This window comes from Microbacterium sp. MYb54, assembly GCF_002979515.1.
Lineage (GTDB): Bacteria > Actinomycetota > Actinomycetes > Actinomycetales > Microbacteriaceae > Microbacterium.
The window spans coordinates 27,278-39,729 of sequence record NZ_PCPA01000006.1; the positions used below are offsets into that span (position 1 = coordinate 27,278).

Sequence of the window (12,452 nt, forward strand, 5' to 3'; positions counted from 1 at the left end):
CACATGCCAACGCGACCGGGCATCATCATCCCGGCAGTCCTGTTCGCCTCCTGGGCGGACAAAGGGCTTGCGTTGGTGGTCATGGGGGGATTATGTCCGATCGTGACCCCTCATGTCAAAACGCCCCGGCGTCTCCAGCGGGCGTAACGTGGGGCGAATGACGATCTCGCACACTGTCGGCGGTTTCATCCTGACCGATGAGAAGGATGCTTCGCGCTACACGCTCATGCGCGACGGCAAGCTCGTGAGCGTCCTCGACTACCGCGACGACGGTCACACGATCGCGCTCACCAGAGCCTTCACGATCCCGACATTCCGCGGCAACGGGTATGCGGGGAAGGTCGTGGAGGGAGCAGTCGCCGACATCGAGGAGCGCGGCGACCGCAAGGTCGACGCCGTGTGCTGGTACGTGGCCGACTGGTTCTCCGCCCACCCCGAGAAGTCCGCTCTGCTTCGCACACGCTGACTCTCCGGGCATGTGACGAAGTGTTACGGCCGCCGCCTGCCAGGATGAGGCCATGAAACTCGCCGAAGCCCTCACCGCACGCGCCGATCTGCAGCGCCGCATCGAGCAGCTGCGGGCGCGCATCGTCGCGAACGCCCGGTACCAGGAGGGTGAGGAACCGGCGGAGGATGCGGCCGCACTGATCGTCGAAGCGGATGCCGCGCTGACGCAGCTGCGCGGCCTCATCCGGCGCATCAACGCCACGAACGCGCGTCTCGAACTCGGCGCCGACGGCACGATGACCGATGCCCTCGCCGCCCGCGACGTGCTGCGCCTGCGGCACTCGGTACTGACCGATGCCGCGGTCGCGGCATCCGGGGCGAACGACCAGTTCATGCGTCAGATGCGCTCGGAGCTGCGGCAGGTCTCCGCACTTCCGGTCGCGCAGTTGCGCTCGAGGGCCGATGCCGTCGCGCAGGAGCTGCGTGAGCTCGACAACCGGATCCAGCAGGCGAACTGGTCGAACGACCTCGAGGAGGAGAGCGGAAGTCGGTAGTCACGACGAGGCGGGCACAACCCTCAGCCGGCGGGGCAAGCCGGCACCTGTTGGGCGGAGGGCAGCCCGGAAATCGCATCGCGCAGCCCCGCATGCCGCACAGGTGAAGGTGCACTGAGCATCTCGCATCACCGCGTGCCGATCATCGTGACGAGGGTGGGTCAGGGGACCTTCCGCTTCCTCCTCGGCAGGCTGTACGGGCGTGCTGCGGCACGCCTCGGACGGAATGTCGGAGGGGGTTCGTACCGTGTGAGTATGCGGATCCTGCACACCTCCGACTGGCACATCGGCCGGACGTTCCATGGCAACTCGACCATGGACGCCCTCGCCGAGGTGCTCGGGGCGCTCACCGAGCAGGTTCGCGAGAAAGATGTCGATGTCGTCGTCGTCGCGGGCGATGTGTTCGACTCCGCGACCCCGTCGGGTGCCGCCTACACGCTCCTCGGCGATGCGCTGGTGGCTCTGCATGACACGGGTGCCCGCGTCATCGTGACGAGTGGCAACCACGATTCTGCCGCGCGACTCGGTTTCCAGGCTCGGCTGCTGCGCGAGGGTATCCATGTGCTGACCGACCCGCTCGCGGTCGGCGTGCCCGTGACGGTGTCCGATGCCGACGGCCCGGTGCACTTCTTCGGCATTCCCTATCTAGAGCCGGCGATCGTCCGTCAGCACTGGCCCGAGGGTGACAGCTCCGGGCGTCAGCTGCGCACTCAGGCGCAGACCATGGCTCACGCGATGGACCTGGTGCGCGCCGGTATCGAGCAGCACGCAGGACGCTCGGTGGCGATCGCGCACTGCTTCGCCGCGGGTGTCGACGCCACCGCCGGACTCGAGCGTGAGGTGCGACAGGGAGGCCTCGACGTGGTGCCGCTGAGCGTCTTCGACGGGCCTGACTATGTAGCGCTCGGCCACATCCACGGGCGTCAACAGCTCAGCGATCGGGTTCGTTATGCGGGGGCGCCTCTGCACTACAGCTTCGGAGAGCAGAACAAGCCGCGTGGCTCCTGGCTCGTCGACATCGACGCCGAGGGGCTCGCCGCGGTCGAGTGGCTGGAGCTGCCTGTGCCGCGCCGCCTCGTCACCCTCACCGGGACCCTCGAAGAGCTGTTGTCCGCCGATCTCGTCGCCGAGCACGCGGAAGACTGGGTCTGCGCGATCTACACCGACGCGGTGCCGCAGACCGAGCCCATGCGACGCCTTCGCGAGAGCTACCCGCACTGTGCGATGGTGCAGCACCAGCCCGCGGTCGCAGCACCAGCCGATGAGCGGTCGTATGTGCAGCGTCTGCGCGCCGCGGTCACCGACGCCGACCGCATCGAAGCCTTCCTCGAGCATGTGCGGGCGGGGCACGGGCCGACCGAGGCAGAGGCAGAGTTGATCCGCGCGGTGCTCGATGAGCGCGTGCGTGCCGAGGCGCTCGTCTAGATGCGTCTCCATCGCCTGGAGGTCGAAGGCTTCGGTCCCTTCCGGTCTCGGCAGACGGTCGATTTCGATGCCTTCGCCGATGATGGGATCTTCCTGATCGCAGGGCGCACCGGTGCGGGCAAGTCGAGCATCCTCGATGCGGTCTGTTTCGGGCTCTACGGGGGAGTGCCGCGCTACGACGGCGGCGAGAAGCGCCTTCGCAGCGACCACTGCGAACCCGACGACCCTTCCGAGGTGGTGGTCGAGTTCAGCACCCCGACCGGTCGGTTCCGTGTGACCCGGTCGCCCGAGTATCTGCGTCCGGCCAAGCGTGGCGGGGGGATGACGAAGCAGGCGTCGGCCGTTGCGCTCGACGAGTGGACGGATGCCGGCTGGATCGGGCGGGCCGCGCGAGCGGTCGACGTGGGAAACGAGCTCGACGAGATCCTGCAGCTCAGCCGCGAGCAGTTCCTGCAGGTGATCCTGCTTGCGCAGAACCGCTTCTCGGAGTTCCTGCTCGCCGGAAGCCGTGACCGTCAGGTGCTGCTGCGTCGTCTGTTCGGTACCCAGCGATTCGAAGACGTGCAGGCGCGATTCGACGAGCATCGCCGGGCCGCGGAGCAGGCGCTCGGCTCTCGGCTGGCGACAGTCGAAGCGCGAGTCGACGAGGCTGAACGACTCGTGATCGCCGGTGGGCTGTCGGGAGAAGCAGAAGGCGAGGCTTCGGCACTGACGGAGGCGCTGCCGGTGCCGTCATCGATCGACGACCGTCTCGAAGCCCTTCGGCGGGCGAAAGCGCGTGCCGAGTATCGCGCCGAGCGCCGCGCTTCGGAGCGGGCAGACGCGGAGAAGCGATCGGCGGATGCCGACGCGGTGCTCGCGGCGACCCGCGAGGAGCAGCGAGCGCAGCGCGAACGCGACCGTGCACGAGCGGCCCTTGATCGCCTCGACGCGGATATGCCGTTGATCGACGAGGCTCGCGCCGAGCTCGCAGCCGCCCGTACTGCTGAGGTGCTGCGGGCGACGATCACCGCTGCTGCGCGAGCGCAGACCGCCCTTCTCGAAGCCTCCGCAGACGAGGATGCCGCGCGCGAAGCGTGGGAGGTGTTCGAGATCTCCGTCGACGGAGATCTCGCGGTCTGGGCCGCTGAGCGCACCAGGGAGAGCGGCTCGTGGGTGCGGGCGCGCGAGCTCGAGGAGAATGCACCGACGCTCGACGCCGAACTGCGGTCTGCGGAGGAGTCCGTCGCCGCGGTGTCCGCACGCATCGAGGCCGGGGAAGCGGAGCGGGCATCCCTACCTGCGGCGACCGCCGCGCTGACGGCCGAGCGTGACGAGAGACGTCGCCTCGCCGACCGCGCCGATGACCTGAAGGTGGCGCGCGAGGCGGCTGAGGCTCGACGTGCGGCGGCGAGTGAGGGCGAGCGGTTGCAGGCGGCGCAGACGTCGGCCGAGGTCGAGCTCACCGAGGCCACCGCACGGCATGCCGCGGCGCAGACGACGCTCGCTCGACTGCGGCAGCGCCGAACAGACGGCATGGCCGGCGAGCTGGCTTCGACCTTGCGGGACGAGCACCCCTGCCCCGTCTGCGGCTCTCTCGAGCATCCAGCTCCCGCCACGCATTCGGATCCCGTCTCGCCTGAAGACATCGATCACGCCGAAGAAGCCCGCGATGCGGCGGCGCAGCGAGAGCGGGAGCTCTCGTCGACCGCATCGGCAGTGCGCGCCGAGTTCGCCGCCGTCACTGCCCGGGCCGATGGGCGCAGCGTCGAACAGGCGGAGCGCGAGTGCGCCGAGGCCACTGCGCTCCACGCCCGCAGCCTCGCGGCTGGCGAAGAACTCACAACCATCGATGCGCAGCTGGACGAGCTCGTCGCCCGTATCGGCCGGCTCGAGGCCGAGCGTTCCGACAACGCGACGGCTTTCGCCGACGCGCGGGAGAATCACGCGCTGCTGCGACAGCGGAGCGTGGAGGCGCATTCGCTGATAGCCGAAGCCCGCGGCGGATTCGAAACCGTCGCAGCACGACTCGCAGCCACGACGGCGAGGATCGCAGCGGCCGGTACCCTCGCGGATGCGATCGCGGAGCGCACCCGCAGGAGCAAAGTGCTCCTCGAATCGGAGACCGAGCGTGATGCGGCACTCGCCGGTTCGGCCTTCGACGATGCGGCCGCCGTCGAACACGCACTGCGATCTTCGGCGGCGCAGGAAGCGCTCGACTCGCGGATCTCGCAGCACGCCGTGCAGCGCGAGAAGGAACGGGCCGTCCTGTTCGATCTCGAACTTCGGACGCTGCCGGAAGACCCGATCGATCTCGCTCCCGCCGAGCAGGCCGCGGCTGCCGCCAGGGTGATCTGGACGGCCTCGGTCGACGAGGCGGCTCGGGCTGCCGGCGCCGCCGAGCGACTGGGAGGACTGATCGAGTCCGCCGCAGCAGAACAGGCTCGAACCGCCGGCGATGCCGCCGAGTTCGAAGTGCTGCAGAACCTCGCGGACACGATCGCGGGCCGGGGAGCGAACACCCGCAAGATGACGCTGGAGACCTTCGTCCTCGCTGCGGAGCTCGAAGAGATCGTGCAGGCTGCCAATCGCCGACTGCACGACATGTCGACGGGCCGCTATCAGCTGCAGCATTCCGACGCGCTCGCCGCTCGTGGTGCGGCGAGCGGTCTCGGCATCCTCGTGTCGGACGCCTTCACCGGGCAGACGCGGCCGCCGCAGTCGCTCTCCGGCGGCGAGACGTTCCTCACCTCCCTCGCCCTGGCCCTGGGCCTCGCCGAGGTCGTGACGGCGCGCGCGGGCGGTATCCGTCTCGACACGCTCTTCATCGACGAGGGCTTCGGCTCGCTCGACGGCGACACACTCGACGTGGCGATGCGCACGCTCGATGAACTGCGGCAGGGCGGTCGTACGGTCGGCGTGATCAGCCACGTCGAAGCCATGCAGGAGCAGATCCCGGCTCAGCTCACCGTGCGAGCGCTGCCGAATGGGCCCAGCGTGATCGAGGCCCGCTGACGTCACGAGGAGGGCGGCGGGAGCGCCGCCCGCTCAGACTCCGTATTCGCTGCGGATGAAGTCACGCAGCTGAACGCTGCAGCGTGCGACTGCGTCGCGCCAGTCCGTCAGTGCGCCATCCTCGGCCTGGTCGGACACGGCCCGGAACACGCGGATCGGCACATCGAACTGCCCGGCCACCCAGATGTAGGCGTAGGTCTCCATGTCGACCAGGGCCGCGCCTGACGGACGGATCAAGGAGGTGACCTCGGCGTCCTCGACGAAATGGTCGCCCGTCGCGATCAGCACGCCATCACGCCCGGTGCTGACGCGCGCCGGCAGAGAGACGTGCTGCCCCGAGACGCCGTCGAGGTCGGTGACGTCGTGCTGGAACGCGGTGCCGACCTCGTGCACTGTCGCCTCGAGGTCAGGATCGATCGCTCCGGCGGTGCCGACGACCACGATCTCGTCATAGACGTTTGCGTCGAGTGCGCGGGTCAGCCCGTACGTCGCCTGCAGCTTCCCCGGCCCGGTCACGAGGCGGTCGAAGCCGTCGAGCTCCTCCGGAAATGCGGTCAGTTCGGATTCGAGGGCAGCGACGAGAAGTTTCACTGCCCCATTCTCTCAGGTCTTCGCTGGCAGGAGCGTACGAACGCCGCGGCGTCACCCGGGCGTAACACGGAAGGGTGATACTGATTCGAGGACAAGACGGAGGATGACATGTCGTTGCAGAAGCAGATCTCTGATGACCTCGGCGTCAGGCCCGAGATCGACCCCGAGGCCGAGATCGAGCGCCGGGTCGGGTTCCTCACCGATTACCTCCGCACGACCGGAGCCAAGGGCTATGTGCTCGGCATCTCCGGCGGGCAGGATTCCACGCTGGCGGGCCGCCTCGCGCAGCTCGCGGTGGAGCGGGTGCGAGCCGAGGGAGGAGAGGCGAAGTTCCTCGCGGTGCGACTGCCCTACCGGGTGCAGCACGATGCCGCAGATGCCGAGGCCGCGCTCGATTTCATCGCGCCCGACTCCTCGGTCGAGGTCAACATCCAGAACGGGGTCGACGGTGTCGAGGAAGACATCGAGTTCGCGGTCACGAGCGACATCAGCGACTTCAACCGGGGCAACATCAAGGCACGCGTGCGCATGGTCACGCAGTACGCGCTCGCAGGCCACGACGGGATGCTGGTGATCGGCACCGACCACGCCGCCGAGGCGGTGACCGGCTTCTACACGAAGTTCGGCGACGGTGCGGCCGATATCCTCCCGCTGTCGGGGCTCAGCAAGCGGCAGGGGCGTTCGCTGCTGCAGTTCCTCGACGCGCCGGATCGTCTCGCGTTCAAGGTGCCCACAGCAGATCTCCTCGACGGTCAGCCCGGCCGGGCTGATGAGGACGAGCTCGGCCTCACCTACGAGCAGATCGATGACTTCCTCGAAGGTCGTCAGGTCGACCCCGAGGTCGCCGGTCGTATCGAGGCGAGATACCTGGCGACGCAGCACAAGCGCCACCTCCCTGTGACTCCCGACGACACCTGGTGGCGCTGACCTCGCGCCTTCGAGAGCCACACGCTTTCGCCCGTGTCGGATGCCGCGGATAGTGTCGAAGCATCCGACAGAACGGGAGCATCGTGCGGATCGACACTCAGGCGCAGCGCGTCATCTGGAGCGCGAGCGACCTCAAGGCGGCCGCGGAATGCGAGTTCGCGTGGTGTCGGGCGATCGACGCGAAGCTGGGCAGGGTGCCCGCCGTCGAAGAACCCGAAGATGCGACGCTGAAGCGGGCCGCTCAGCTCGGTGACGTGCATGAGCAGAACGTGCTCGCCCGCTACATCGAAGATCTCGGCGACGAGAACGTCCATCGCGTCGAGAAGGTGTCCTCCGTCGACGCCGAGGCTCTGGCCGCCGCGATCGACGAGACGGTGACGGCACTCCGCTCCGACGTGCAGGTGGTCTTCCAGGCGGCGTTCGCGACCGAGGAGTTCGTGGGGTTCGCCGACTTCCTGCGTAAGGACCACGACGGGCGCTGGCGGGTTCAGGATTCGAAGCTCGCACGCAAGGCCCGAGTCACCGCACTCATGCAGCTCGCGGCATATGTCGATCAGCTCGACCGTCTGGGCATTCCTCGGTCCGATGAGGTCGACCTCATTCTCGGCGACAGCACGCTCAGCACCCACGCGGTCGATGATCTGCTTCCGCTGTTCCAGGTGCGTCGGGCGCGGCTTCGTGCCCTCATCGCAGATCGCCGCATCGCCGATGGTGCGACTGGTGCTCCACTCGCCTGGGGCGACGACCGGGGCGATCTGCAGGTGGTGGCCTGCGGTCGGTGCGCGACCTGCGAGGAGCAGGTGCTCGCGCACCGGGATCTGCTGATGGTCGCACGCATGCGTCCGGTGCAGAGGGCGCGTCTTCGGGCAGCCGGAATCGAGACGATCGATGGGCTTGCCGCTGCCTCCGAGGCGCCGGAGGGCATGAACGTCGACACGTTCGAGACCCTTCGCGCGCAGGCGCGGTTGCAGCTGCGCGCCGATGCAGAGGGCGTGCCGACTTACGATGTGCACTACGCCCCGGCGATCCACACCCTCCCGTTGCCCAGTCACGGTGACATCTTCTTCGACTTCGAAGGCGATCCCCTCTATACCGAACCCGCCCCCGATGGCGAGGCGCACTGGGGGATCGACTACCTCTTCGGCTGGGTCGACAACGCCGATCAGTACTCGGCGCTGTGGGCGCACACCTTCGCAGACGAGAAGCGCGCTCTCGAGACCTTCCTCGACTTCGTGAATGTGCGCAGGGCCGCTCACCCCGGCATGCACATCTACCACTACGCGCCGTACGAGACCTCGCACCTCGTGGCGATGGCGGCTCGGCACGGCGTGCGCGAGGGAGAGGTCGACAGGCTCCTGAGAGAAGGCGTGTTCGTCGACCTCTACCCGCTGGTGCTGCGCACCGTCCGCGTCGGTTCCCGGTCCTACTCGATCAAGAAGCTCGAGCCGCTCTACATGGGCGAAGACGTGCGCACGAGCGACGTGCAGAAGGGCGATGACTCGATCGTGCAGTACGTCGCGGCACGCGAGCTCGCAGCGGCAGGGGAGCAGAGCGAGGCGGATGCGGTGTTCGCCGACCTCGCGGACTACAACAGGTATGACTGCGTGTCGACACGGCGGCTGCGCAACTGGCTCATCGACATCGCCAGGGCGAAGGGCGTGGCTCCTGCGCCGCCCGACGATGCCGACGAGGTCATCTACGAGCCTTCGCCCCGATCGGTGGCGCTGCTCGCCGATGCGGAGCGTGCTGTAGAGGCCGGCGGTGACGGGCTGGTGCACCGGATCGCCGCCGCTGCGATCGACTACTTCCCGCGAGAGGCGAAGAGCTTCTGGGTGTCGCACTTCCAGCGACTCCGCGAACCGGTGACGATGTGGGACGGCACTCGTGACGTGGTGCGGATCGACCGCCCGTCGTCGACTGTCCGCCGTGACTGGAGCATCGGCGAGGGGCGTCGGGTGATCTCACGTGATATCGAGATCCGGGGAGAAGTGTCGCCGGGGACCACCTTCGGCCCGGGGGCCCAGCCCTTCGCCCTCTACGAGGTTCCTGCCCCTTTCGACACCGAGGTGCCGTCGCGGGCGGTGCACGTTCCGCATACGGTCACAGTGACCCAGATGCTCGACGACGGCTATCTCGTCACCGAGTCCGCTGTACAGGGGCAGACGTGGGACGAGCTGCCGCTCGCACTCACGCCGGCTGCCCCTCCGCGCGTGGTGTCGCTGCAGGGTGCGATCGACGAATGGGCCGATACCGTGCACGCAACTGCTCCGGACTTCCCCGCGGATGCTGCGACCGACATCCTGCGTCGCTTCCCTCCGCGCACGGTCTCGGGGAGCACGCTGCCCGATGCCGGAGATGACACCATCGACGCGATCGTGCGCGGCATCCTCGACCTCGACCGCAGCTATCTCGCGGTGCAGGGTCCTCCGGGGACGGGGAAGACCTATACGGGTTCCCGGGTGATCGCACGTCTCGTGAACGAGCACGGCTTCAAGATCGGCGTCGTCGCGCAGTCGCACGCGATCATCGAGACGCTCCTCGCGCGCGTCGTCGCCGACGGTGTCGCGCCCGCCCAGGTCGCGAAGGCGCCGAAGGACCCCGAAGCCGAGCCGCCGTACACGGTGATTCCGAAGAACGGCATGGCGTCTTTCCTCGCTGAGCACCCAGGAGAAGGCGCCGTCGTCGGCGGTACGGCCTGGGACTTCAGCAACATCCAGAGGGTTGCCCGCGCAGGACTCGACCTCCTCGTGATCGACGAGGCAGGACAGTTCTCGCTCGCGTCGACGATCGCCGTCGCGGCAGGGGCGAAGCGGCTCCTGCTCCTCGGCGATCCGCAGCAGCTCCCGCAGGTGAGCCAGGGCGCCCACCCGGAGCCGGTCGACACCTCCGCCCTCGGCTGGGTGATGGACGGCGATCCGGTCGTGCGCCCCGAGTACGGCTACTTCCTGGCCCGGTCGTGGCGGATGCATCCGTTCGTGGCCGCTCCGGTGTCGAAGCTCGCCTACGCCGGACAGCTCGCATCGGCACCCGGTACCGAGCTTCGATCCGTCGACGGCATCGACCCGGGGCTGCACGTCGTGCCGCTCCGACATCGCGGCAACGCCACCCAGTCACCGGAAGAGGCAGCCGAGGTCGTACGTCTCGTGCGGGATCTGATCGGTCGAGCCTTCACCGACAACGACCCAGAGGCCTCGACGAGAGCGCTGACGCAGTCCGACATCATCGTCGTCACGCCCTACAACGCCCAGCGTCAACTGGTGCTCGATGCGCTCGCCGACGCGGGCTTCCCCGAGGTGCCCGTGGGTACGGTCGACAACTTCCAGGGCAAGGAGGCGGTCGTCTCGATCACGTCGCTCGCGGCATCGAGCGGCCGAGATGCACCTCGCGGCCCGGAGTTCCTGTTGCTGCAGAACCGGCTCAATGTGGCGATCTCCCGAGCCCAGGTCGTCGCCTACCTGGTCCATTCGCCGGCGCTGCTCGATGATCTGCCGTACACGCCGGAAGGAGTCGCCCGGCTCAGCGCCTTCGCCCGCCTGGTCGGAGCGGCCGAGTGAGCGCCCACACGGTCGACGAGATCCTGCGCGCGGCGGCGGCGTGGGTATGGTTCCCCCGCGACAGCGAGCACGAACGTGAAGATCTGTTGCTCGTGCGAGACCCGGAGAGGTTCGGCGGCGGAGTGCGCGGTTCTCAGGTGGATTCGCGCCTCGACCCCGCTGGAGTGGTCGACCGTGCTCTGGCGAGGACGAAAGCATGGGGCGCGCCGCGACTCACGTTCTGGACGAGCTCTGCTGACCGGCCGGACCTCGAAGACGAGCTGCGCCGGCGTGGCGCGGAGCACATCGACACGGTGGCGGTGTTCGCACGTCCTCTCGACGACGCAGCGGTCGACGTGCCAGACGATGTGACGGTCGAGGTCGTGCGCACACTCGGACAGGTACTCGACGTCGACGCCGTCAATGTGCCGGTGTGGCAGCAGCAGCCACTCGATGCGGAAGGGCTTCAGGCCGAGTTCGCCGAAGTGGCCGCGGCACTCGAGGCTCGCGAGGGCTTCCGGGTCCTCGCGCGGATCGGCGGCCGTGCGGTCAGCACGGGAGGGTGCACGATCGACGACGGGTTCGTCCGGCTCTGGGGTGCTTCCACACTCGAGGGAGACCGCGGTCGCGGGGCCTACCGCGCCGTCCTCGCGGAGCGCCTCCGGCAGAGCGCCGCCTGGGGTGCGAAGACGGCGCTCGTCAAAGGACGCATCTCGACGTCGGCGCCGATTCTGGCGCGCGCCGGCTTCACCCACTACGGAGACGAGCGCGCCTACCGCCTGACTCTCGAGGAGTAGGTCTGAATCAGACCGTTCCGTACAGTCGATCGCCGGCGTCACCGAGACCGGGCACGATGTACCCCTTCTCGTTCAGGCGCTCGTCGAGCGCGCCGAGCACGAGCGTGACGTCGCGGTCACCCGCCATCGCCTCGATCGCCGCGACGCCCTCGGGGGTGCCGAGCAGGCAGATCGCGGTGACGTCTTTCGCGCCCCGGTCGAACAGGAACTGGATCGCGGCTGCGAGCGAGCCTCCGGTGGCGAGCATCGGGTCGATCGCGAAGCACTGGCGGTCGCTCAGGTCGTCCGGGAGGCGCTCGGCGTAGGTCGTCGGCTCGAAGGTCGTCTCGTCGCGGACCATTCCGAGGAAGCCGACCTCCGCGGTCGGAAGCAACTTGACGAGGCCCTCGAGCATGCCGAGGCCGGCACGGAGGATGGGCACCACGATCGGGCGCGGCTCCGAGATCTTCACGCCCATCGTCTTGGTCACTGGCGTCGTGATCTCGACCGGGCTGACCTTCACGTTGCGCGTCGCCTCGTACGCGAGCAGCGTGACGAGCTCTTCCGTCAGTTGCCGGAAGACCGGCGACGGGGTGCGCACGTCGCGCAACACCGAGAGCTTGTGAGTGATGAGAGGGTGGTCGGCCACGTGAACACGCATGGATACAGGGTAATGCGCGGCGCGGCCTGGTACGACATCGGAAACCCCTGCCGCGTTCGGTGGCTGTCGTAGGCTCGACGCATGACCGCTGCCGACGACCTTGCGATGCAGCGTGCGCTCGCTCTCGCTGCCGAGGCTGCAGCGGCCTCCGAGATACCCGTCGGCGCGGTGGTGCTCGATGGCGAAGGACACATCATCGCCGAAGGGCGCAACACACGTGAGGCGACTCATGATCCGACCGGTCACGCCGAGATCGAGGCGCTGCGTCGTGCCGCGGCATCCGTAGGCTCCTGGAACCTCGAGGGGCACACGCTCGTCGTGACCCTCGAGCCGTGCGTCATGTGCGCGGGAGCGATCCTGCAGGCGCGCATCGGCCGTGTGGTGTTCGGCGCCTGGGACGACAAGGCGGGAGCCGCGGGGTCGATGTACGACGTGCTGCGCGACCGGCGGCTGCCCTATCGCGCCGAGGTGATCGGTGGCGTCGAGGTCGATGCATCGACGGCGCTGCTGCGCACGTTCTTCGAACAGCGTCGCTGAGCCCGCA

At 68.4% G+C, this 12,452-nt stretch carries 10 protein-coding genes; 8 read left to right on the forward strand and 2 right to left on the reverse strand.

Annotation, left to right across the window (positions count from 1 at the left end; translation table 11 throughout):
* Window positions 1–157 precede the first annotated feature (157 nt).
* The 4 genes from CQ040_RS08385 to CQ040_RS08400 all read left to right on the forward strand — a co-directional run bounded on the left by CQ040_RS08385 (window position 158) and on the right by CQ040_RS08400 (window position 5,420).
* Window positions 158–466 (forward strand): GNAT family N-acetyltransferase, encoded by a 309-nt coding sequence (locus tag CQ040_RS08385; protein WP_105527774.1) that lies wholly within the window; start codon window positions 158–160, stop codon window positions 464–466.
* Between the two features lie 52 nt (window positions 467–518).
* The gene (locus tag CQ040_RS08390) at window positions 519–1,001 is read left to right on the forward strand and encodes a DIP1984 family protein (RefSeq protein ID WP_105527773.1); all 483 of its coding nucleotides are present in this window, start codon (window positions 519–521) and stop codon (window positions 999–1,001) included.
* 255 nt (window positions 1,002–1,256) lie between these two features.
* Window positions 1,257–2,426, forward strand: a complete 1,170-nt coding sequence (locus tag CQ040_RS08395) for an exonuclease SbcCD subunit D (protein ID WP_105527801.1) — start codon at window positions 1,257–1,259, stop codon at window positions 2,424–2,426.
* A complete protein-coding gene (locus tag CQ040_RS08400; RefSeq protein WP_105527772.1) occupies window positions 2,427–5,420 on the forward strand; it encodes an AAA family ATPase in 2,994 nt (997 codons plus the stop codon).
* A gap of 33 nt (window positions 5,421–5,453) precedes the next feature.
* Here CQ040_RS08400 and CQ040_RS08405 read toward each other — a convergent pair whose 3' ends face one another.
* Window positions 5,454–6,011, reverse strand: a complete 558-nt coding sequence (locus CQ040_RS08405; RefSeq protein ID WP_105527771.1) for a nucleoside phosphorylase — start codon at window positions 6,009–6,011, stop codon at window positions 5,454–5,456.
* Between the two features lie 108 nt (window positions 6,012–6,119).
* Between CQ040_RS08405 and nadE the strand changes: the two genes are divergently transcribed.
* The 3 genes from nadE to CQ040_RS08420 all read left to right on the forward strand — a co-directional run bounded on the left by nadE (window position 6,120) and on the right by CQ040_RS08420 (window position 11,268).
* A complete protein-coding gene (nadE, locus tag CQ040_RS08410) occupies window positions 6,120–6,938 on the forward strand; it encodes an ammonia-dependent NAD(+) synthetase (protein ID WP_105527770.1) in 819 nt (272 codons plus the stop codon).
* A gap of 83 nt (window positions 6,939–7,021) precedes the next feature.
* The gene (locus CQ040_RS08415; protein WP_105527769.1) at window positions 7,022–10,492 is read left to right on the forward strand and encodes a bifunctional RecB family nuclease/DEAD/DEAH box helicase; all 3,471 of its coding nucleotides are present in this window, start codon (window positions 7,022–7,024) and stop codon (window positions 10,490–10,492) included.
* Entirely contained in the window at window positions 10,489–11,268 is a 780-nt protein-coding gene (locus tag CQ040_RS08420; RefSeq protein ID WP_105527768.1) for a hypothetical protein, read from the forward strand. Before CQ040_RS08415 ends, CQ040_RS08420 begins: the two co-directional genes overlap by 4 nt.
* A gap of 7 nt (window positions 11,269–11,275) precedes the next feature.
* Here the strand turns inward: CQ040_RS08420 and upp are convergent, their stop codons facing one another.
* Window positions 11,276–11,908, reverse strand: coding sequence for a uracil phosphoribosyltransferase (gene upp, locus CQ040_RS08425; protein ID WP_028502151.1), 633 nt, complete (start codon window positions 11,906–11,908; stop codon window positions 11,276–11,278).
* Between the two features lie 81 nt (window positions 11,909–11,989).
* Between upp and tadA the strand changes: the two genes are divergently transcribed.
* Window positions 11,990–12,445, forward strand: a complete 456-nt coding sequence (gene tadA, locus CQ040_RS08430) for a tRNA adenosine(34) deaminase TadA (RefSeq protein ID WP_028502152.1) — start codon at window positions 11,990–11,992, stop codon at window positions 12,443–12,445.
* Window positions 12,446–12,452 lie beyond the last annotated feature (7 nt).

Excerpts from the sequence above, each read along its gene's own strand:
- tadA (WP_028502152.1), top strand. The coding sequence starts at position 11,990 with ATGACCGCTGCCGACGACCTTGCGATGCAGCGTGCGCTCGCTCTCGCT.
- CQ040_RS08390 (WP_105527773.1), top strand. The coding sequence starts at position 519 with ATGAAACTCGCCGAAGCCCTCACCGCACGCGCCGATCTGCAGCGCCGC.
- nadE (WP_105527770.1), top strand. The coding sequence starts at position 6,120 with ATGTCGTTGCAGAAGCAGATCTCTGATGACCTCGGCGTCAGGCCCGAG.
- CQ040_RS08385 (WP_105527774.1), top strand. The coding sequence starts at position 158 with ATGACGATCTCGCACACTGTCGGCGGTTTCATCCTGACCGATGAGAAG.
- CQ040_RS08395 (WP_105527801.1), top strand. The coding sequence starts at position 1,257 with ATGCGGATCCTGCACACCTCCGACTGGCACATCGGCCGGACGTTCCAT.
- CQ040_RS08400 (WP_105527772.1), top strand. The coding sequence starts at position 2,427 with ATGCGTCTCCATCGCCTGGAGGTCGAAGGCTTCGGTCCCTTCCGGTCT.
- upp (WP_028502151.1), bottom strand. The coding sequence starts at position 11,908 with ATGCGTGTTCACGTGGCCGACCACCCTCTCATCACTCACAAGCTCTCG.